Annotated in this window: 19 protein-coding genes; 16 read left to right on the forward strand and 3 right to left on the reverse strand. The window is 37.4% G+C overall.

Features of this window, described 5'->3' with window-relative positions; all coding sequences use genetic code 11:
* The first annotated feature begins 361 nt into the window (after positions 1-361).
* The 5 genes from BANA01_RS08125 (at position 362) to BANA01_RS08145 (ending at position 5491) form a co-directional block, all read left to right on the forward strand.
* Entirely contained in the window at positions 362-898 is a 537-nt protein-coding gene (locus BANA01_RS08125; protein WP_063252520.1) for a VUT family protein, read from the forward strand.
* Between the two features lie 139 nt (positions 899-1037).
* The gene (locus tag BANA01_RS08130) at positions 1038-1733 is read left to right on the forward strand and encodes a YwaF family protein (protein ID WP_268875060.1); all 696 of its coding nucleotides are present in this window, start codon (positions 1038-1040) and stop codon (positions 1731-1733) included.
* A gap of 285 nt (positions 1734-2018) precedes the next feature.
* Positions 2019-3512: a carboxylesterase/lipase family protein gene (locus BANA01_RS08135; protein ID WP_063252524.1), complete on the forward strand. Its 1494-nt coding sequence runs from the start codon at positions 2019-2021 to the stop codon at positions 3510-3512.
* A gap of 193 nt (positions 3513-3705) precedes the next feature.
* Positions 3706-4677, forward strand: coding sequence for an alpha/beta hydrolase (locus tag BANA01_RS08140; protein ID WP_063252526.1), 972 nt, complete (start codon positions 3706-3708; stop codon positions 4675-4677).
* 121 nt (positions 4678-4798) lie between these two features.
* On the forward strand, positions 4799-5491 hold the full coding sequence (locus BANA01_RS08145; RefSeq protein ID WP_063252529.1) for an HAD family hydrolase: 693 nt from the start codon (positions 4799-4801) through the stop codon (positions 5489-5491).
* Positions 5492-5521: 30 nt separating this feature from the next.
* Here the strand turns inward: BANA01_RS08145 and BANA01_RS08150 are convergent, their stop codons facing one another.
* Together BANA01_RS08150 and BANA01_RS08155 are read right to left on the reverse strand one after the other, a co-directional pair.
* A complete protein-coding gene (locus BANA01_RS08150; protein ID WP_034677238.1) occupies positions 5522-6613 on the reverse strand; it encodes a DUF1648 domain-containing protein in 1092 nt (363 codons plus the stop codon).
* A gap of 11 nt (positions 6614-6624) precedes the next feature.
* Positions 6625-7008 carry a GntR family transcriptional regulator gene (locus BANA01_RS08155; protein WP_034677236.1) on the reverse strand — a complete coding sequence of 128 codons (384 nt, stop codon included), beginning with the start codon at positions 7006-7008 and terminating at the stop codon, positions 6625-6627.
* A gap of 313 nt (positions 7009-7321) precedes the next feature.
* Here BANA01_RS08155 and spxA point away from each other — a divergent pair, with 313 nt between their 5' ends.
* The 3 genes from spxA (at position 7322) to BANA01_RS08170 (ending at position 8697) form a co-directional block, all read left to right on the forward strand.
* Positions 7322-7717, forward strand: a complete 396-nt coding sequence (gene spxA, locus BANA01_RS08160; protein WP_034677234.1) for a transcriptional regulator SpxA — start codon at positions 7322-7324, stop codon at positions 7715-7717.
* A gap of 111 nt (positions 7718-7828) precedes the next feature.
* Positions 7829-8242: an RrF2 family transcriptional regulator gene (locus BANA01_RS08165; protein ID WP_034677232.1), complete on the forward strand. Its 414-nt coding sequence runs from the start codon at positions 7829-7831 to the stop codon at positions 8240-8242.
* A 113-nt stretch (positions 8243-8355) separates the two neighbouring features.
* Complete coding sequence (locus BANA01_RS08170; RefSeq protein WP_034677230.1) at positions 8356-8697, forward strand: IDEAL domain-containing protein; 342 nt, start codon at positions 8356-8358, stop codon at positions 8695-8697.
* Between the two features lie 640 nt (positions 8698-9337).
* Here the strand turns inward: BANA01_RS08170 and BANA01_RS08175 are convergent.
* A complete protein-coding gene (locus BANA01_RS08175; protein ID WP_034677228.1) occupies positions 9338-12370 on the reverse strand; it encodes an efflux RND transporter permease subunit in 3033 nt (1010 codons plus the stop codon).
* 520 nt (positions 12371-12890) lie between these two features.
* On the opposite strand from BANA01_RS08175, the gene BANA01_RS08180 reads away from it, so the two are divergent.
* The 8 genes from BANA01_RS08180 (at position 12891) to BANA01_RS08215 (ending at position 22871) form a co-directional block, all read left to right on the forward strand.
* A complete protein-coding gene (locus tag BANA01_RS08180; protein ID WP_034677242.1) occupies positions 12891-14255 on the forward strand; it encodes an aspartate aminotransferase family protein in 1365 nt (454 codons plus the stop codon).
* A 276-nt stretch (positions 14256-14531) separates the two neighbouring features.
* Positions 14532-15578 (forward strand): putative 2-aminoethylphosphonate ABC transporter substrate-binding protein, encoded by a 1047-nt coding sequence (locus BANA01_RS08185; protein WP_034677240.1) that lies wholly within the window; start codon positions 14532-14534, stop codon positions 15576-15578.
* Positions 15579-15715: 137 nt separating this feature from the next.
* Positions 15716-16723 (forward strand): ATP-binding cassette domain-containing protein, encoded by a 1008-nt coding sequence (locus BANA01_RS08190; RefSeq protein ID WP_063252531.1) that lies wholly within the window; start codon positions 15716-15718, stop codon positions 16721-16723.
* Between the two features lie 72 nt (positions 16724-16795).
* The gene (locus BANA01_RS08195; protein ID WP_082799433.1) at positions 16796-18601 is read left to right on the forward strand and encodes a putative 2-aminoethylphosphonate ABC transporter permease subunit; all 1806 of its coding nucleotides are present in this window, start codon (positions 16796-16798) and stop codon (positions 18599-18601) included.
* A gap of 261 nt (positions 18602-18862) precedes the next feature.
* Entirely contained in the window at positions 18863-20197 is a 1335-nt protein-coding gene (locus tag BANA01_RS08200; RefSeq protein ID WP_052106450.1) for an MFS transporter, read from the forward strand.
* A 40-nt stretch (positions 20198-20237) separates the two neighbouring features.
* Positions 20238-21362 carry a 2-aminoethylphosphonate--pyruvate transaminase gene (gene phnW, locus BANA01_RS08205; protein ID WP_034677244.1) on the forward strand — a complete coding sequence of 375 codons (1125 nt, stop codon included), beginning with the start codon at positions 20238-20240 and terminating at the stop codon, positions 21360-21362.
* Positions 21363-21495: 133 nt separating this feature from the next.
* The gene (locus BANA01_RS08210) at positions 21496-22293 is read left to right on the forward strand and encodes a DeoR/GlpR family DNA-binding transcription regulator (protein WP_063252533.1); all 798 of its coding nucleotides are present in this window, start codon (positions 21496-21498) and stop codon (positions 22291-22293) included.
* Positions 22294-22352: 59 nt separating this feature from the next.
* Entirely contained in the window at positions 22353-22871 is a 519-nt protein-coding gene (locus tag BANA01_RS08215) for an MgtC/SapB family protein (RefSeq protein WP_063252535.1), read from the forward strand.
* Positions 22872-23087: the final 216 nt, after the last annotated feature.

Below are 23087 nucleotides of genomic sequence, written 5' to 3' on the forward strand. Positions count from 1 at the left end.
CCAATTCAGTTAACAATCTCGAACATACGGAACTAGTTATGTAAAATCTAGTTAAATTTTCCTATTTCTTATTTTATTCTAGATATTTTCCAAAAAGTCCTTTATTTCCGTTTATGTTAAAACTCCGATTATAAGGAGATTATTTTTAGAAATGAGGTCTAGAGAGAGGTTAGGTAAATATAAAAAAGGTATCGACAGATTGATAGGAAAAGTGTAAAATAAATAAATCTTAAATAAAAATCCGCTCATAGCGGTCGAGGTTGTAGCACCCCTCGCTAAAAAAACTAAGATGAAGCGGCATTTCTCTTAGAGGTGCTGTTTTTTGTTGTTCATCTTAGATTTTAAAGGGAGAGTGTTTTTTGTGAGAATACTATTGTATTTAATTTCAATCGTTACTGCGAACGTCGTAACCGCAGCGTTTGCACCATTAACGATGGGGGTATTTATCGTTCCAATGGGAACATTTCTAATCGGTGCAACATTTATCTTCCGTGACCTTGTGCAAAACAAGTATGGCAGAAAGAAAACATACATGTTTATTGGATTAGCACTATTATTATCGGCAGTGGTTTCATCCATTTTGGGAGACACACTAATCATCGTTTTAGCATCTGCTGTAACGTTCGCGATCGCGGAAACAACCGATACAGAAATTTATTCAAGACTAAAATTGCCAATGAGTTTACGCGTTCTATACAGCGGAATTGTTGGAGGGATCTTGGACTCAGCGATTTTCGTGGTTCTTGGTTTGAGTCCGTTAGGCGCAAACTTCCTGCCTTGGGAAGCCGTTCCAGCAGCTATTTTAGGTCAAGTAATTGTTAAAACGATCATTCAAGGTATTGCCGCACTGATCATTCACCAAACGAATAACATGAGCAAAAATACAGTTGCTAACTAAGGTAAAGCCCCAAACTCTATTTTTCCCGAGTTTGGGGCTTTTCATTTAATCATAGTCCGGACTATGGTAGTCATATATTCTTATTACCCTTGAATACTTCAGAAAAGAGGTGTTTGTTATCATGTTTTCTGTTACCGGAATGCAAACTTTCACATTCTTTTCAATGCCCCATGTTCTGTCGTTATGTCTCTTTTTTCTAACCTGTTTCCTTTTCATCCATTACAGGAAAAGCCTTAAATCATATCAAACGATAATAAAATGGATCTTATTTACAACATTAGTATTATGTGAAGTTTCCTTTCATTTGTGGTTAATCCTAACAAACCAATGGGAAGTGGGGGACCTCCCGTTACAGCTTTGTTCATTAAGTACGTTTTTATCGCTGTTTTTATTTTTAAAGCACAATCAGAAAGTGTTTAATCTGTTATTTTTCATCGGACTTCTTCCTGCGATATTAAGTATGGTCACACCGGATATCGTCTACCAATTTCCTCATTTTCGATTCTTAAAATATTTCCTTCATCATTCAGCCATCCCATTAGCCGTTTTGTACTTTATCCTCTTTGAAAGGTACAGAGTTCCTAGAAAGGCAGTGTTCACTAGCTACCTTACGTTGAATGTGATAGCCGTACCAATATTTTTCATAAATATATGGTTGAACACCAATTTCTTCTTTTTAGCCAGCCCTTCGGAAACAGAAACCTTACTATCATTTTTCGGCAGTGGGTTGATGTATTATATAAGCCTAGAAATAGCCGCGGTCATCGTATTTATCATTACGTATATTCCGATGGGGATTTTAATACGGAGAGAAAATAAGACGCGAGTTCAATGATAAAGGCTATAGCCTTACGGTAAACCGAGCTGTTTACGGAGAACCGTACAGCTTTTACAAAAAACCGTACAGTTTATACAAAAATGCGTACAGTTTATACAAAAAACCGTACAGTTCAAACAAAAAACCATACAGGTTATACAAATTACCCGTAAAGTTTCAACAAACCACAATTAAAAAGATTAAACGTGATTGTAAATAACAGGAAAATCCCTTCTCCTTCTCGAATATTTTTAATTAGCAACTAGAATGTACGGAAACTTCTAAATTAGGAGGAGAAGGCGAATGACGTACACAATTGTTGAAAGCGCTCACGGTAAGCTGCAAGGTGAACAAATCAATGATGTATTTGCATGGAAGGGCATCCCATATGCGAAGCCTCCAGTAGGATCGCTTAGGTTTCGTGCTCCAGAGCTGCCAGACTCTTGGGAAGGTATTCGGGACGCGACTTCATTCTCACCAGTTGCTCCACAACCACAACGAGAAATCATGGAGTTTTTTGGAAATGACATCTCCAATATGAATGAAGATTGTCTGTATTTAAATGTATGGTCACCAGGAGCAGATGATAAAAAGCGGCCAGTGATGGTTTGGATTCACGGGGGTGCTTTTATATCTGGATCAGGGTCTAGCAGCTGGTATGACGGTGCTTCATTTGCGGAGAATGGCGATGTCGTTGTTGTTACGATAAATTACCGACTAGGAATTTTGGGCTTCCTACACCTAGGAGAAATTGGCGGTGAGGAATATGCGACTTCCGGAAATTGCGGCATACAGGATCAGGTCGCTGCATTGCAATGGGTGCAGGAAAACATCTCAGCCTTTGGCGGGGATCCGAATAATGTAACGGTATTTGGAGAATCTGCGGGGGCAATGAGCATTGGGGTATTGCTTGGATTCCCATCAGCACAAGGTCTTTTCCATAAAGCAATCCTTCAAAGTGGTGCTGCTGCTAATGTGCATTCTTCAGATAAAGCCACAAAAATTGCGGGTCACTTATTAGGTGCTTTACAGGTTGAACCGACGAATCTATCAAAATTAGAGGAACTGCCAATTGAGCAGTTAATTCAGGCCTCCGACCTTGTTCCTCCGATGAGCTTAGGGCCTGTAATGGATGGAATATCACTGCCAAGACATCCAGAAGAGGCAATAGCAGACGGTTCAGCAAAGGATGTCACCATACTAATTGGGACAAACAAAGATGAATACAACATTTTTAGCGCATTTGACCCTGAATGGAAAAATGCCGATGAGACACAGGTTACAAAGCAATTTGAAAAAACGTTTGGACCGCTGGTGCCAGTTATTTCAAGTTACCTCGGAGGGAACAAGCCGCTTTCCCAAGAACTTTATAACAAACTACTAACGATGAGCATCTTTACATATCCTGCACAAAAGTTAACCGAACTGCAGGTGAAACAAGGTGCTCCTGTTTGGATGTATCGGTTTGATTGGGAAACACCAGTATTTGGCGGCGCACTTAAGTCAACGCACGCTTTAGAAATTCCATTTGTGTTTAATACACTAAATACGCCAAATACGGAGAATTTCACAGGGTCTTCTCCGGACCGTCAATTGGTAGCGATCCAAATGCATCAGTCATGGATAAACTTTGCACGTAACAGCGATCCAAATACAGAAAACCTTCCTGAATGGCCAAAGTATAATCTGAATGAACGTTCAACGATGATTTTTAATCTCAAGAGTGAAGTTAAAAATGATCCAAACCGTGAGGAGCGGATCATTTGGGAACAGGCAGCAATGATGATGAAATCCTAATAATAGAATAAAGGGTGCCAGGCACCATCCAACTAAAAGGATGGTATCTGGTACTTTTCGCCGTACCTGAATTCCTAAAAAGCTTGTGCTGTAAAAAAATTACCACTTTCAGCAGTGACTTAATTATAATATATTAATATATTAGTTTCATCTTTTTACAAAATTTACATCAGAGTTAACTAGATAAAGGGGAATGAAGTTGAAAAAAAGAGTAACGAGAATAAGTATAGCAATCGTTCTGATTTTTATCATAGGAATGGGTATTGCCGGGAATTATTTTTACAATGTAGGCATTAATCGCAGTCAGGAAGGACCGAATCTTCACGGAGGCGGCAGTTCAGCGGCAGCTGCTAGTATTGAAGGATCTGAGGAACAGCAGAAAGAGATAGCGGAATTAATGAAATGGACAGAGCAACAGCAATTTGAAATCGTTCAAATAAAGTCATATGATGGCCTAACATTAAAAGCGCGCTTTTTGAAGAATCCAAATTCTAACGGCAAAGTGGTCATTTTGGCACATGGATATAAGGGCAGCAGCGAACAAATGCCAGGGATTACAAAGGATTATTATGACATGGGCTATGATATATTAAAGCCGGACGCAAGAGGCCATGGAATGAGTGAAGGGAATTATATCGGTTATGGGTGGCATGACCGAAAGGATTATGTGGATTGGGTAGATTTTTTAATAGAAGAGAAGAAAGAGGATACTATTTTCCTTCACGGTTTTTCAATGGGTGCAGCAACCGTTCTTATGACTTCCGGTGAAAAACTACCTAAAGAAGTAAAGGGAATTATCGCGAATAGCGGGTATACAACCGTTAAGGCCGAGTTATCTCATCAATTAAAATACCTGTACAAGCTTCCAGCATTTCCTCTTATGGAAGTAACGAGTGTCGTGACAAAAATCCGAGCGGGCTATTCGTTTGAGGAGGCTTCGGCACTTGAGGGCGTAAAGAAAAATACACTGCCTTTATTTATTATTCATGGAGACCAAGATGAGCTGGTTCCAACTAAAATGGCAACGGAAATCTATGATGCTGCTTCTAGTAAAAAGGACTTGTGGATCGTGAAAGGTGCCGGTCACACCGAAGCTTATACGGTTGCCGAAGAAGAATATAAGAGTAAATTACAAAACTTTTTAGACACAGCTATTAAGCAATAATGCCCAAACTCCCTTCAATAGTAGAAGGGAGTTTTCTCACGATTCTTTCTGGATGTTTTAGTGTATAGTAGAGTAGTCCATAGAAAAAATATACTTGTTCTCAAAGAAAGGCTGATCCTATATGAAGGTTGCAATTTTTGACTTTGATGGAACATTATTTCCTGAGGAGACGTTCCCGCTTTTGATGAGTCATTTAAAAAAACATCCAATTCATTTTCAAAAGTATCGTAAATTTTTTCTCAAATTATTACCGGTTTACGTAGCTTACAAATGTAAGCTTTACCCTGAACAAAAAATGAAAGAGTACTCGATGTGGTCTTACATAGCGGCATTTGGTTCTTCCTCAAAAGCAGAGATCGAGGAGTTTTTTTCACAAATTGGCGGGATGATGAGTCAAAACCTTAGTAATCACATGTTAACTCGACTGGAACAACATAAAAAAGAGGGATACTACACCATGCTGGTTTCAGGAGCATATGAACCGCTGTTGAATTCGGTCACTAGTGATGTAACTTTTGATTGTATCATCGGCAGCAGTATTCCTTACGAGGATGAAAAATTATCTAAGAACACTTCTATACACTATATTTATGGTGAAAGAAAGAGGGAATTCATCCATGCCCATCTTTCGAATACGGACGTGGATTGGCAAAACAGCTTTGCATATGGGGACAGTTATAGTGATTTAAATGTTCTCGAATTAGTAGGAAATCCTGTAGCCGTTAACCCTGAACCTCGTCTATTAGAAATTGCTAATCATAAAAAATGGGAAATTATTTCAGAGTTCGACCATAAGAAGAGCGTATCCAACTGAATGGATACGCTCTTGTTTTATACTCTAAGCTTACAGATTTGATAATATTATTATGACAACAAGCGGCACAAAAACGATAATATAACCGATTGGATTGCCAAAATTGAGGGTCCAGCCAACGCCAAAGCGTTTTTCTACAAAAATGGAAGGATCATTTCGGTTGAAGTAAAAGAGTCCACCTTTCCAGTAAGAATCTTCGTCGTAATCCGTTATGTCCTCTTTCTGCTCACCGACGGATTGTTTATCAGCACGCCCCACTTTAACAGCAAAAATAATCGTTCCCGTTAACAGGATGACAAGGAAAATAATGGGCGCCGCCATCATAGCTGTTCCAGCAAACAAATCAGGGTGAATCGTTGTTAATTGGAAAAAACTAAACATGATGGTTAGCAAAAAACTAACTCCAAACATCAGCCAGCTTGAATTTTTCCGTAATGTTAATTGGCGATTTCGCGATGCGTTTAAACTCGTTGCACTTAATTGGATTCCCGACTTACTTTTTCCAATATTGATTCCTAAGAACATGACTTGCATAGCTAAAAGTGTTAGCGGCAGAGAGATGGCAGATATTGGCGTTTTCTCCGTAAAGCGATCGGCTTTGCCATTTGCTCCCCAGTGAGTTGGAATTTGATTAGGCAGAAGGTCGTATTGGAAAATGGTATAAACGATTACACCAACTGTCATCACTATAGGAAGTAAAAATACATACCAAGAAAGCATTTCGTCCTGAGACCGTACGGATAAATCTGCAACTTTAACTTGCTTTAACTGTTCCATCCAGTTCTGCTTCTTTTTTAATTGAAGTGTTTTTCCGTGATAGTAAAAATAAAGGGACAGGCTGAAAAGAATAATGCCAAATTGGATAAAGGTTCCGATTAACACGGTTTTTTCTTCGACTGGATTACTTACTAGAACCCAAAGCACATAGCTGGCTAGAGCGATAACAGAAACAAGGGCAACGATAAAGGTGTAGTTTTTTTTATAGGATAATAATTGTTCATTTTTTATGTGCTTTTCTGGGACAGTAATACCAAAGATGATGGTCCGTTTTACTAAAAAAGGAATGGCTGTTTGAATGCCAGCTAAAATAATGGAAATAAAGAGAAAAATAGCCAAAGTCATAGTAGTTCCTCCTATTTTTGATTTTTCGTAAAGTCTTCGATAATAGAGGTGACAAGGTTCTGGATTTGTTGATGGGTCATACCGACGACAAGAGATTCAGCAATAAGGGGCTTAAACTCATCTTTTAACCGATTGAAAGAGGATTCATTGAAATCCTGAGGAGAGGAGATAACCGCACCTGATTTAGGAACAATCGTGATAATTCCTTTTTTCTCTAATAGGTGGTAGCTTTTATTAACGGTGTGCATATTTACACCGAGGTCAGAAGCAAATACCCTTACAGAAGGCAGTGAATGGCCTGGCTTTATTTGTCCTCGAGCAATTCCTTCCATAATTTGATTGCAAATTTGCTCATAAATGGGGACGTCAGAATCGGGTTCAATTACAATGATCATTTACTTTCCACTCCAATCTGTTCTATATTTATTATAACACATCTGTTCTACTTTTTCTAGAACAGAATGGTAAAATAAACCTCGACAATACACTTCATGATGATAAATTTGCACATGTACCATGAAATTACAGTTGACTTCTTTAACTGTAAAAATTAATATTACAGTATAGATGAAAGGTTAAGCTTTTTAGAAAAAAATAGTTCAAATGAAAATAACATGCTTTATTGTTTTTGAACTGTAATAATTTTTGTTACATTTATGAGCGGCAAGCATAGGATAATGAATAAATGATAAAAAGGGAGTGTGTAAAATGGTAACTCTATTTACAACACCAAGCTGTGGTTCTTGTCGAAAAGCAAAGGCGTGGTTTGAAAAACATCAGATAGACTATATTGAAAGAAACATAATAGCTGAACCACTTACGATTGATGAGATTAAATCAATTCTTCGCCTGACAGAGGAAGGGACGGACGAGATTATTTCGACGACCTCAAAAGTTTTTCAGGAGTTGAATGTTGATATTGAATCTTTGCCACTTAATGTCTTATATAATTTAATAACCAACAACCCAAAAATGTTGCGTCGGCCAATCATGCTAGATGAAAAACGATTACAGGTTGGATATAACGAGGACGAAATTACAAGGTTCTTACCACGCAGGCTTCGCACATATGTAAACATTGATTCGCAGAATGCGGCTAATTAGTTACATTGTGTCCAATCTGTAACGTTTATCATTACAGTATAGTAAGTGATATAATAGATAATAGTAGGAATGTCTATAATAGAAAAATGATGAACGTATAGGAGGCAGGTCATGAACAGTGATTTTACACTTGCCATTCACAGTTTAACTCTACTTGCATTACAGCCAGACCGGATGTCAACTAGTGAATATATAGCAGAAAGTGCCGGTGTCCACCCAGTTCGTATTCGAAAAGTATTAAGTTTATTAAAAAAACATGGATTTATTAAATCAAAAGAAGGAATAGGCGGCGGGTTTATCTTTGCTTTAGATCTTAGTGAGGTTACTCTCTGGGACATCTATAAGATTACCTCGGAAGGTGCACTTCAGCCTAAATGTCCTGAATCAAATGATCAGTGCATTGTGGGGGCAAATATGCAAAGAGTCCTGTTTAGCATTTTTTTAGGTGCTGAAGACCATCTGGGTGAATATTTAAAGGACTACACCATTAAAGAAATTGTTGATCTTATCAATAAAAAACAATAAAAGACTGCCAATAAGTGTCTTTTTAGTTTAACTGTAATAAATTAAATTACAGTAAGTGAAACATGAATGGAGCATTAAGAAGGACTATACTTTTCCAAGCAGGTGAAAAAATAATGTTGAGTAATAATGATTTTCCAAAGTTAGAAACAGGAAATTGGGTTAAAGGGAATTTGCACACAGGTGAATTAATTATTGGTTATATTGAATCCCTTAGCAATCTAGAAGGAATCGCAAAGGTCAAAATTGTGACAAGTGACAACCAAGACATAAATGGCAGAACAATAGCATTATTAACCAACCAGCTTAAACGTCTGCCTGCTGCAAATGTCAGCAATAAGGAACAAATTCTTTTCCTAATTGATTTAGCGTTATCCACCGGAGATGAAGAATGGTTTAAGGAGCTGTCAGACAAATTGAATTCAATGACTCAGCTTTTAAAGGAAGTTAATGCTTAAGAAGAACATCCTTTGGAGGAAACTGACTGGTGTGGACCATAAAGGCTTCCGTTTTTCTGGTGCTTTCTTATTAAAAGATACAAGAATTGACGTATGAATTGGTATACGTCTTTTTCTTTATTTTGAATCAGGTTAGATTAAGCACCTGAGCTGATATAAGTAGACGGAAAAATTCCGCTTAATTAGAAATTATCTTTAAAAAAGGCATAAATAAACGGAGAGATTCCGTCTATTGGCTCGAAAAATTAAAAATGGAAGATTTTGCTTTGGATAGTCGGAAAAACTCCTCTTAATTACCTCCAAACAAGCTCCATTCTTCATTTAACCGGAAAATCTCCGGTTAATTTACTTTTGCTGATTAAGGATCGGTGAAGAAGAATATACTTTTTTACCATTGTATTGTACTAATTGTCCTTTCAAGTGGATAGTCTCCACCTGCGGCAATTACCATGATAGCCAGATATGCTATCCCCACTAGAGGTAGAATCATAAGTAGATGTTAATGTTATGTAAATCTATTATAAAACGTAGTAAACTAAATAAGCCGAAAACATGCATTTGGATATTCCTTCTGCATGTTTTTGGCTATGTTAATTGTATACGAGTCTACTTACATTTTTGGAATCCAATCAATAAGGTTTTACATTTGAATGTGCTGCTCAGTTGATTCAGCCATTCGTTGTTTCTTTGATTTTTTAAAATACAATAGTTCATATACACATGGGATGACGATTAAGGTTAAGAGGGTAGCAAGAGCCAGCCCGCCAATAACGACAACCGCCAAGCTTTGAGAAACCAAGCTTCCGCTCTGCGATGCTTTAAACAAGAGTGGAATCATTGCACATATGGTAGCGATCGCAGTCATTAAAATCGGCCTCATTCTCGTAGCTGTCGCTTCAACAATCGCTTCACGTATCGTCATTTTTTCTTCATTTTGTCTGACACGGTCAATCAGAACAATTGCATTTGTAACAACAATACCAATCAGCATGAGCGCTCCAAGCAGCGCAGTGATATCAACCGATATCCTGCTGACTAAGATGCCTAAAATTGCACCGATGGCAGCAAGCGGCAGGGAGGTTAAAATTGCGATTGGCGCTTTAATCGACTTAAATGTGATAACCATAATCAAGAATACAATTCCAATCGAAACAAGCATCGTTAAGAATAAGTCAGTGAAATCCTCCATTTGCTGTGCACTTGCGCCTCCAACGAGAACCTCCACATTATCTGGAATGTCCATTCCTTTAATTTCTTTTTGATCTCCGAATAATTCCAAATTGATCTTCGTCGAAATTTCTGAGAGTTTAGCAGGATCGACGGTTGCTGTAACGCGAAGGTAGGTCTCTCCATCTTTATGAAATTGGCTGGTTGAGCTCTCCGTTTGTTTTAATGTGGCAATCTCAGAGACCGGTACCATTCCGCTTTCGGTCATAATCGGGATGTTTTTCAAGTCGTTTTGTGTTTTTGTGTTAAGTAAAGATTCCAGAACGACAAGTGTTTGTTTTTCATCTACTGTAATGGTTCCAATCGGTGTTTGATTTAACATGACCCCAAGCTGCTGGGCGATTTGCTGAGTATTACCTTTTGCAGGATCTACAACGAGAGAGTAGACAGTTTTCTTTTCATCTTGATTCGTGATAACTTCCTCAACACCGTCAATATCAGCTACGGTTTCTTTAATACTGTTTGCTGTTTTTTCGAGTTGCTCGATATTCTCACCAACCACGTCGATGGTAATATTGGTTGCTGAGCCGCCCATCATAAACGAAGCCGTGGCCACTTCTAAAACAGCATCCTTATAGTCATCCTTTTTCTTTTCAATTTCTTTTAAAACCTTGTCTGTGTCATCTTTATCTTTTAATAGGATGCTGATGACTGCTTCGGTTGGAGAACCAATTTGGCCAAATTGAGCAGTGTCTGCTGAAGAACCGACTTGGTTAAACATATATTCAACCTCATCCATCTCAGCTATTGAATTTTCAAGCTCGATTGCCTTTTCTTTGACTGTTTCAAAAGGTGTATCATTCGGATATTTCAAGGTGGCTGAAATAAAGTCCGCAGAAGAATTGTCAACAGCACCTTTTGGTACAGCGAAGTAAGCTCCTATCGATCCGGCAAATAATAGCAGGGAAATCGTAAATACGATCCATTTATGATTCAAAGACCATTTGACTACTTTTGGAAAGCGTACGGCCGGTTTATGTTCTGGAAGTTTGGTGCTTTTCAACAAACCAGCACTCATTAACGGAACCAATGTTAAGGCAACCAAAAGCGAGGCCAATAGGGAATAGGTAACCGTTAACGCAAATGGTAAAAGAAATTCCTGCAGTCCACCGTTTAATAAACTCATTGGCAGGAAGACCGCAACCGTTGTTAAGGTGGAGGCCGTAATGGCTACTCCAACTTGTTTCGTTGCATCAATCACCATTTGAACCGAAAACTTTTCTGTTTGCATTTTACGATAGATATTTTCAATGACTACAATACTGTCGTCCACAAGACGCCCAACGGCCACTGCAACCCCGCCGAGTGTTAAAATATTTAATGTCACCCCGGACCGTGACAATAAGAACAAGGTAAAACAAAGGGATAGCGGGATGGAAACGATCGTAATAAACGTTGTTCGGATATTACGTAAAAAGATCATAATTACAATTGTTGCAAACAATGCTCCAAGAAGGACTTCTTTCATCATCGTTTGAACAGACGTTTCAACCATATCCGCTGAAGCCACATAGATTGTAGATTCTTGTGTATCGTATTTTTTATTTATTTCCTTTGTTACTTTTTCGATTTCTTTGCTAATGGTTACCGCGTTTGAATGACTGTCCTTCGTGATACTTATGCTTAGTGCTTCTTTTCCGTCGAATCGGTTAAGAAAATTGGATTGTTTTGTTTCCTTAATAGACGCGACGTCCTCGAGCGTTACATTAGGACCTACTGTCAGTTTTTTTAGTTTTTCGAGACTTGATAAGTCACCAATCACTTTAATATTGCTGGTTTTTCCGTCAATATTCTTTTCGCCGACTGCTACAGCGGTGTTTTGCCCTTGAAGAATTCCCATCACCGATTGCAGAGATACCTGTTTCTCGGCTAATTTTTGATTATCAATTTTTATTGAAATAACAGGATCCACTAAACCATAGGTCTGAACTTGAGCAACACCGTCAATCTCTTTGTATAACGGTTCAATTTTTTCTTTTACCAATTCAAGGTTTTCGGTTGTGAGACCATCTTTAAAGGTTACAGCTATGTTGGAGATGGGAATCATCGAGGTATTGAGCTGTGAAATGATTGGCTTAGATATGTAAGCTGGAAGTGCCACATTTGATAATGCCTCTTGAACATCTAATTTTGCCTGTTTCATGTCGGATCCCGCTTCAAAAAATAAATCTACTTTTGAAAAGCCGTCTCCCGTTGTAGAATAGATTGAATTTTTTCCTTTAATTCCGGTTACCGCACGTTCAATCGGTGAAGTAACATCACTTTCCATTGTTTTTGAATCGGTTCCTTGCCCCATCGTTATAATGGTTACTTGCGGATTGTCTGCAGAAGGCAAGAACTCCATCGGTAATCGAAAATAACTAACGACCCCAATAATTAATACTAATATCGTTATTAAGGATACAGCGGCTTTATTTCGAAAAGCCCATTTCGTGAAAATTGACATAGGTATATCTCCCCTTTGCTATAGATAGAAAGTCCAAGGTGAATCTTAACATAATTCTGTAAATACTAACCATTATTTACCATTAAATTTCAAAAGTTTTACAATGTCTTAATAGTTGAATAAACAAACACCGCCTTTATTCCTGGTTCTATTTGGGTATTTTCTTGATCCTGCTCCATAAATATCCCATATTTTTCATGTTTTGAGGAGACTGAATTTTTTCTAAGACTTAAGACTTACGAAATCTTCAATGCATTAGACTATTGCAACTCCTACAGTGAAACAGAAAGAGATTGTATTTCTTTGGTTTATTTTAATGAAGGAATGTTTAATTGTTTATGTCCCTATACATAAAATTTTCATATTATTACGAATACTTAATTTACTTTTTAATTTGTATGTTATAACATGATACTAGTATTTTTTATTGTTTTAGTTGGTTTGTTTGGAAACTTACTAACGAAGAGCAAATTAAAACAAACTTTAAGAATTAAGTAATTTGGAGTAAGGGGGATTTGAATTGAAATTAAACGATGAAGTGTTAAGAACAGAAGGGGACGTAAACTTTTCTGAAAATCGGCAACTGTGGCAGAAGAACCACCTTAGTGAGGATTCCTTTCAGTATTTAGAAAAAGACAATGAGTATTTTATTCATCAATCGCTGTCTACTCCCTGCCTGAATGTAATTGAGAAAAGTTATGGCATTTATATTGAAGATATCGATGGCAGAAAGTATATGGACTTTCATGGAAATAGTGTTCACCAAATTGGATATGGAAATGAGTATGTAATCAAAGCTGTTAAAGAGCAACTAGATATACTTCCATTTTCACCACGTCGCTATACAAATAAAATCTCCATTGAGCTAGCCGAAAAACTTGTTCATCTCGCTCCAGGCAGGTTAAGTAAAGTCTTATTTGCCCCAGGTGGAACATCAGCTGTAAGCATGGCATTGAAACTTGTACGGAAAGCGACTGGTAAGTATAAAACTATCTCTATGTGGGATTCGTTTCACGGAGCGACATTGGATGCCATTTCGGTCGGTGGAGAAGCAATATTCCGCAACGGAATGGGACCTCTAATGCCAGGTAATCTTCAAATTATGCCATACAATTCATATAGATGTTTCTTTGGGGATTCTGGTGCTAGTTGTTCTAAAGGTTTGGATTATCTAGAGTATGTTTTGCAGCGGGAAGGGGACGTTGGAGCAATAATTGTAGAACCAATACGGTGTACGGATGTACAAGTGCCTCCAAAAGAATATCATCAACGGTTACGGAGAATTTGTGATCATTTCAATGTTTTATTGATTTTTGATGAGATCCCAACCGCCCTTGGACGAACTGGAAAAATGTTTGTATTTGAACATTATGACATAGCACCTGATATTGTTTTATTAGGTAAAGGTTTGGGAGGAGGAGTGTTTCCAATGGCTGCAATGATTGCACGTGATGACTTAGATGTAGCTCAAGACATTGCTTTAGGACACTACACACATGAAAAAAGCTCAATCGGTTGTGCTGCAGCTCTAGCCACACTTCAATATATTGAAGATTATGGCTTACTTGAGAAGGCTAATAAATTGGGTGAATACATGAAATTGCGACTAATGAATATACAAAAGCGCTTCGACATCATTGGGGATGTTAGAGGAATTGGGCTTTTATATGGGGTTGAATTGGTGCTTGACCGACACTCAAAAGAAAAAGCGATTTTAGAGGCCGAAAAGGTTATGTATAAATGTATGGAAAAAGGCTTAAGTTTTAAGGTTTCACAGGGAAATGTTTTAACCCTCGCGCCACCACTAATTATTACAGATCAAGAGTTAGAAAATGCTATGGATATCGTTGAGCAGTCAATTCAAGAAATTGCTGCCGAGCGATAATATCAAAATACTAACAATTTAAACAAAAAGAAAAAAGGTAAAACAAATAAAAAAATCTTGCATTCATTTGATTTACGTTATATATTTAGTTTAAATATTAGGAATCTTTAGAATATTTAAAAGAGGAGTGAAGCATATTTCAACGTAAAATGAAAAAAGGTTTTTTTAAAACTTAAAAAAAGAATAATGAAAGCGTTATCAAAGTCGAAGGGTAATGTAGTGTTGCTAATAGGAAGAAAGGTAGATTAAAAGATTAAATAAAAGGGGGATGTTTAAATGAAAAAAGTATCTACATTATTGATCATGACACTTATTTCCATCATATTAGCTGCGGGTTGCAGCAGTAAAAGTTCTTCTGTGGATAAAAAACAGGAAATAACCGTTTACACAGCAATTGAGGATGCTCAAATTCCCGTGTATTTAGAGGCATTTGAGAAAGTGCATCCTGGAATTGAGGTTAAATTAGTTAGAGATTCTACAGGGATTATTGCTGCGAAATTATTAGCTGAAAAAGATAACCCTATAGCAGATGTAGTTTGGGGTACAGGAATTACCAATCTAATGCCATTGGATGAATTAGGGTTGTTTGAACCTTATAATCCGAAAGGGATTGACAAAATTCTACCTGAGTTAAAAGACAAAGCTGATCCAGTTCACTGGGTTGGTATCGACGCTTACATGGCTACTTTTGCCGTAAATACAGTCGAATTAGAGAACAAAGGCTTACCTATTCCTAAATCTTATGAAGATCTATTAGACCCAAAATATAAAGGGTTAATTTCAATGCCAAATCCAGCTTCGAGTGGAACAGGTTTTTTGACAGTATCAGCATTAATACAGCTAATGGGTGAGGATGGAGCCTACGAGTATTTGGATAAGCTTCACGACAATATCGGTATTTATACACATTCAGGATCAAAACCGGCAAAGTTAGCTGGACAGGGAGAATTCCCAATCGGTATTTCTTTTGACTACCCAAGCTTCAAGGAAAAAGAATCAGGGGCACCTATAGAAGTAGTATTTCCTAAAGAAGGTTCAGGATGGGAAATGGAAGCAAATACGTTGGTAAAAAAACCCGAAATCAAAGAAGCGGCAAAAACGTTCCTAGATTGGGCGGTAAGTAAGGAAGCTCTTGAATTAGTAAATAAGAACTTTGCAGTTGTTTCCATAGATTTGGGTAATGCGCTTCCAGAAGGTTACCCAAACAATCTATTGGAAAAACAATTAATAGACAATGACTTCCAATGGGCGGCAAAACAAAGAGAATCAATCTTAGAAGAATGGACAAAAAGATATGATTCGAAGAGTGAACCGAAAGAGTAAACTGACTTAGTTTAAGTCTTATAATGAAAAATCTAAGAAACTTTGCAAGATTCATAAACTAGTAATAAAAAACCTTGCAAGGTTTTCTTACATACTCTTTGGATTTTGAAAGAAAAGAGTTAGAAAGGGGACTATTAATGGAAAAACTTTTGGAAATTCAGAATGTAACGAAAACATTTGGGAAGTTTATTGCTTTGGAAAATATCGATTTTAACGTAAATAAAAAAGAGTTTGTCTGCTTACTTGGCCCCAGTGGCTGCGGGAAGACAACCTTGCTGCGAATTATTGCAGGACTTGAAGATCCTAATGTTGGATCAAAAATACTCCTAGAGGGAAAAGATATAACCGATTCTCCCCCCTCCAAAAGAAACTTTGGAATTGTTTTTCAATCTTACGCGCTGTTTCCCAATTTAACCGCTTACCAAAATATTGCATATGGATTAAAAAACAAAAAACTACCCAAGAAAGAGATAGATGAGAGAGTAAGAGATGCACTCTCTCTAATCCATTTGGAACATATTAAGGACCGCTACCCGGCACAATTATCGGGAGGCCAGCAGCAAAGAATTGCTCTTGCCAGAGCACTCGCTTTATCACCGAGCTTTTTGCTGCTAGATGAACCTTTATCTGCCTTAGATGCAAAGGTGAGGCTAAAACTAAGAATGGAGATTAGGAAACTGCAGGAAACATTGAAGATTACAACCATTATGGTTACGCATGACCAAGAAGAGGCTTTAACGATGGCTGATAAAATCGTTATCATGAATAATGCTAGACTTGAACAAATGGGCACTCCTCAAGAAATCTATGAATTTCCAAAAACACCTTTTGTGGCGGATTTTATAGGTACGGTTAATACGTTAGCCCATGAGGGAACATCCTTGGCAATAAGGCCGGAACATATTTATATTGTGAATGAAGAGGTTGAAAACAGTGTTAAGGCGGTAGTCAAAGGTATGGAATTTCGGGGGGCTTTCTATCGTTTATTTTTACAAATGCTTGATAAAAATAAATATCAAGTGGCGGACGAATTATTAGCGGTTGATGTTCCGGCTTCCCTCGTAAGAAAAATGAACATTGAAAAGGAAAGTATCGTACAGGCTGAATTACCGCAAAACCATCTTGTAACTTATGAACATGTCTAATCGTTTGAAGGGGAAAATCATAGTTCGAAGTATGTATTTGGCAGTGTATCAGAAAGGAAGGGGTGATGATCAATGATAGAACCTGAACAGGTCTTAAATCAATCGGAAGTACCAGTGCCTTCTAATGTTTATAACAAGAAAATACGACAAAAAACAGGAAAAGTGGAATGGCTTCACAAGGCGTTAATTGTGTTGGTGCTCATAGGACTAATAATTGGAATTGTTCTCCCATTAGTCGAATTATTATTTGTGGCGCTTGAAAAGGACGGGGAATTTGTTGGACTGGCTAACTTTATCCATTATTTTCAGACACCCTCACTTGTTCAGTCAATGTATAATACTTTATCTGTCTCTCTTATAACAGGTGTTATCTCTGTCGTGCTAGCATTTTTCTACGCTTACGCCTTAACAAGAACGAATATACGGTGGAAATCCTTTTTCAAATATATTGCTTTTCTTCCTCTCTTCGCACCCACGATGATGCATGGTATTGCGCTAATCTATTTGTTTGGTAACAAGGGTGTAATAACAACAGGTTTCTTCGGCTTTTTTGAAAAAGTGACCGGCCTTAATTTAGCTGTAGATATCAACTTATATGGACCGATAGGGATTATTATTTCTGAGGTAATCTACACATTTCCGCAAGCATTCCTCATATTAATGGTTGCGATTGCCGTTACTGATTACAGACTTTATGAAGCTGCAGATACACTTGGTGCAAGCAAGTTAAAAAAGTTCTTTACGGTAACAGTTCCTAGTATCAAGTACGGATTAGTCAGTGCATTTTTTGTTGCCTTTATATTAAGTTTTACTGACTTTGGTGCTCCAAAGGTTGTCGGTGGACATTATAATGTCCTGGCTACAGATATTTACAAACAGGTAGTCGGACAACAAAACCTTAGTATGGGTTCGACGGTAGGGATTATCTTAATCATTCCTGCATTAATTGCCTTTATTGCGGACCGTTTGATCCAAAGAAAACAGAGTTCCTCGTTTTCTTCCAAATCAGTAGGTTACCAAATCAAGAAAAACAACCTCAGGGATAGGCTTTACTTTGTTTATTGTTTGGTCATTTCAGTTGGAGTGTTATCTCTTATTGGTGCTGTATTAGCTGCTGCACTTGTAAAAGTCTGGCCATATGATTTTTCCTTAACGTTTGAACATTTAACATTCAAAAATGTTGCAGGTAACGGGCTCCAACCATATTTTAATAGCATCTTTGTGTCGTTAATTACTGCGGTTTTGGGCACGATAGTCATTTTTATTGGTGCATACTTAATTGAAAAATCTCGTTTTATGAAATTAACCAGACAGGTAAGTTACTTCCTTTCCATATTACCACTGGCATTACCGGGATTAGTAATTGGATTAGCGTATATCTTTTTCTTTAATAAACCTGAATTTCAGCTTCCGTTTATTGGTATAACGGTTGTGAATCCTTTTCAATCTTTGTATGGGACGTTCATGATCATTGTCATTGCCAATATCATTCATTTTTATTCTGTCAACTTAATTACTGCAACAACGGCTTTGAAAAAGCTTGATAAGGAGTTCGAGCCTGTATCTGAGTCAATGAATATCCCGTTTTATAAAACCTTTGCAAGTGTCACAGTTCCAATGTCTTTACCGGCCATTTTAGAAATGGGAATATACCTCTTTGTTAATTCAATGACCACCATTTCTGCTGTTATTTTTTTGTATACAGCTGATACCAAGCTAGCTTCCATATCAATAGTAAACATGACCGATGCTGGCGATACAGCTCCAGCAGCAGCAATGTCGATTATCATTGTTCTCACCAATATTATCGTTCGAGTTGTATATGAACTAGCAACGAAAAAAATTAGAAAACGAACACAAGCGTGGCAGCAGAGATAATGTCAAATGATTTAATAAAACACGACCATCGGCAACCATGATAAATGTCGATGGTTTTTTTATGTATCCATTGTTGGACTATTTTTGGTGAAATGAATTAAAGTAAAGCAAAGTAAAACAAATTAAAACAAACCGAAGAACCAATAAAATAAAAATAAATATCGAAAAACTATTCACAATTGTCTGAAAACATGGTATTCTTATTACAAATAAATGAAGCGCTTCCAATGGTAGCTTGCATGTGATAAGGAGGAGTTTTAAATGTCAACAGAAATACCAACAAAGAAGGTGAGAGTAAAAGCACTAATTGCTAGTCTGATTGGTAGTTCGATAGAATACTATGATTATCTGCTCTATGGTACTGTCGCTGCATTAGTTTTTAACAAACTCTTCTTTCCAAACTTTGATCCAACGGTAGGTCTTTTGATTGCCTTGGCATCATTTGGAATTCCATATTTCTTCCGTCCGCTAGGGGGAATTATCTTTAGTCATATTGGTGACAGGCTTGGCAGGAAGAAATCCTTGGTATTGACTCTGGCGATAATGGGGATAAGCACAGCCTTAATTGGTTTTTTGCCTGTTTATGAAAGTATAGGGGCATGGGCTCCAATACTGCTTGTTACATTAAGATTGATCCAAGGAATAGCAGTTGGCGGTGAATGGGGGGGTGCGGTGCTTCTTGCAGTAGAATATTCGGAGAAAAAATCACGTGGATTTGCTGGAAGTATTCCGATGATGGGAGCAGCGGTCGGAATGATCTTAGCAACTGCCACAATGTCTCTCATGAGTTTATTGCCTGACGATCAATTCTTATCATGGGGCTGGAGAGTACCGTTTGTTGGAAGTCTAATTTTGGTTTTCCTTGGCTTGTGGATTCGGAACGGATTAGAAGAAACTCCGGAGTTCCAAAAGGCCAAAGACGAAGGGGCAGTATCTAAATTACCTATTGTTGATACGTTTAAATACCACTGGAAAGAAGTTATTTTAACAACTGGTGCCAAAGCGATTGAAACGGCTCCATTCTATATATTTGCTACATTTGGAATTTCATATGCAACCAATAATTTGAATATGCCTCAAGGACCTGTACTAAATGCAATTACGATTGGGACCCTTATTTCACTAGTTATGATCCCTTTAATGGGCCATTTATCTGATCGAGTTGGACGAAAAAAGGTTTTTATAGCTGGAACTTTGGGTGTAATCGTATTTTCTATCCCATATTTCTTTTTACTATCAAAACGCTCCATTCTTTTATTAACCATTGCAGTTATGATTGGCTATGCACTGTGGTCTGTTATAACGGCTGTTTTGGGCACGATGTTCTCCGAAATGTTTAGACCAGAAGTTCGCTACACTGGAATTTCCGTTGGTTATCAATTAGGTGCTGCAATTTTCGGTGGAACCGCTCCTTTAATTGCTACATCACTAGTGGCAACTTTTAAAGGCTCTTATCTTCCTGCTGCAATCTACTTAATGCTGCTCGGAGTAATATCTCTAATATGTGTGAATTTAATGAAGACGATTAGTGAGGAAGAAAAAGCAAAAATAAATCAGATTAAACCTAAATTACTTCAAAGCACTATTCATAAGTGATTTTAAAATAAAAAATATTTTGTAAGAGGAGAGAAGAAGAATGAATTTAAAAGAGTTCACAAACAATCCCTATTTATTACTAACGCCTGGCCCATTAACGACAACGGATACTGTTAAATTAGCGATGATGAAAGATTGGTGTACTTGGGATGATGATTATAATAATATTGTCCAAGGGGTAAGGGAGAAACTCGTTCAACATGCTACAAAGAAAGTCGATAAATACTCAGCTGTATTAATGCAGGGCAGTGGAACATTTAGTGTGGAGTCTGTTATTGGAACAGTCCTTCCGAATGATGGAAAACTGTTAGTGGTTGCAAACGGAGTTTATGGTCATCGCATCGCGAAAATTTCGAAAACACTTGGTATTGATACTGTAGTTTTAGAAAGCGGAGAGACGGAAGAATTAGATCTTAACAAATTAACAGTCCAGCTAGAAAATAATCCAGATATCACCCATGTTGCCATTGTTCATTGTGAAACAACCACTGGAATGCTCAATCCAATCGCAAAAGTAAGTGAGATTGTTAAAAGGTTTAATCGTATTTTTATCGTCGATGCTATGAGCAGCTTTGGCGGTGTGGAAATGGATATCGACTCACTTCAAATCGATTATCTTATCAGTAGTGCCAATAAGTGTATCGAAGGAGTTCCTGGTTTCGGTTTTGCCATCGTTAAAAAAGAAGAGTTTGAAAAGTGTAAAACGAATGCACGATCAGTTTCCCTTGATCTATACGATCAGTGGAAGACAATGGAGGAACAGAATGGCAAATGGCGATTTACTTCTCCAACTCATGTAGTGAGAGCCTTTGCCCAAGCGTTAAAAGAACTGGATGAAGAGGGTGGAATAGAGAAAAGAGCGGCTAGATACAAAAATAATCAAAAGATTCTTTCAGAGGGCATGCGCAGGCTTAATTTTGAACCAATCCTTCCGGAAGAACTACAATCACCAATCATAACATCATTTTATTATCCAAAATCAGAAAATTTCAATTTTTCAACATTTTATTACAAATTAAAAGAAAAAGGTTTTGTTATCTATCCAGGAAAAGTATCTAATTTAGATACTTTTAGAATCGGCAATATAGGGAACGTATATCAAGGCGACATCGAATCCTTGTTAACGGCAATGGAAGAGAGCTGCTATTGGCTTAAACTTGTATAATTACACCCGTAAATTCCTTGTATCTTCCACTATAGTTTCTTCACTTTAATTTGTTTTGTTTTGTTTTACTGCAAAGATTTACTAATACAAGTATAATATACTATAGTGGAAATTTACTAGTGGGGTGAAAGTATTGTCATTAGCGGGGGAAGAAAGAAAAAGAAAAATACTTGAAGAGCTAGAGATCAACGGGAAAGTAAAGGTAAGTAAGTTGGCGGAAAAATTGAATGTATCAACAGAAACCATCCGCAAATACTTAGATGAATTAGCTCAAGAGGAAAAATTAAAAAAAGTTTATGGTGGAGCGATTAATCTTTCGTTCTTTCAAGAAGAGCCTTCGACATCTGAGCGAGAGGTAATTAATTCTGAAGCAAAGAAAAGAATTGGGGAATTGGCAGCTAGTCTTATTCACGATAATGATGTAATTGCCATTGATGATGGGAGTACACCGTTACAATTAGCGAAAAGTTTACAAAAAAAGAAAAACTTAACCATTTTTACTCCTTCTATTACTGCGCTGTCCGTCCTAATTGATTTACTTCAGAAAAATATTTTTACTGGCAGGATTATCATTTTAGGCGGAGAAATTAATACCACTCATCATCGTGTAACAGGTGGATTTACTTTGCAAATGCTTGATAATTTGTTTGTTGATAAATATTTTATCTCTGCTGATGGGTTAACACTGGGTGAGGGAGTAACTAGTTATGATTCATCAAAAGGAATCGTAACCAAGAAGTTAATTGAACACTCAGATAAATCAATTCTATTAGTGGATCAATCTAAGATTGGGAAACGAACCCATTATAAAATAGCAGACTTTAAAGATATAAACATGGTTATATCGAATGAAGATTATCCAAAAGATTGGGAAAATTTATTAATTGAAAACGATGTAGAGTGGTTAGTTGCTAAAGAGCAAATAGAATAATATGGCTATAGACTCTCCGAACCTGCAGTCTTTTGACTGACTGTAAAGGAGGAATCAAAATGGAACATTTGGGAGTCTTGTACGAAGAAACGTTTATTAAGAATTTTGAAGTCTATATGCGTTTGATTATTAGTGCGTTACTCGGAATGTTTATCGGTTGGGATCGCAGTGCTAAAAATAAGCCAGCAGGATTGAAAACGTTCACTTATGTTTCAGTATCTTGTACACTAATTACTCTTGTTTCTATCTATAGTGCTGAAGTTTTCGGGAGTTCTAATATCAATAATAGAATGGATCCGATGCGATTAACGGCTCAAATCGTTTCTGGACTAGGTTTCTTAGGGGCAGGACTTATATTGAAAGACGGATTGCAAGTCAAAGGATTGACTTCTGCAGCGATGGTGTTTTACGCAGGAGGAGTCGGGATTGGCATTGGTGCAGGTTTTTATGGATTTGTTCTTGTATCAGTATTGATCACCTTTTTATTAGCGAAATTAAGCCACATAATCGAGCAAAGGCATACCATGGCATTAGAGTTGAAAGAAAAACAACGAACGCTCCAACGAAGCTCAGGGTAATTCAAAAAGCTAAGTTCTAAATCAGAACTTGGCTTTTTTTATTGGCTGTGTTAAGGATTGATGTTGATTTTTTTCACCAAAACCTTATGAGAAGGACGAATCTCAATGTGGAATCACATGATTTGTCTTTCATCAACCTTATGAAGGACGAATCTCATTCGAAACTCTCGTGATTTGTCTTTCATCGACCTTATGAAGGACAAATATCAGTTGGAA

This window comes from Neobacillus niacini NBRC 15566 (assembly GCF_001591505.1).
GTDB lineage: Bacteria > Bacillota > Bacilli > Bacillales > Cytobacillaceae > Neobacillus > Neobacillus niacini.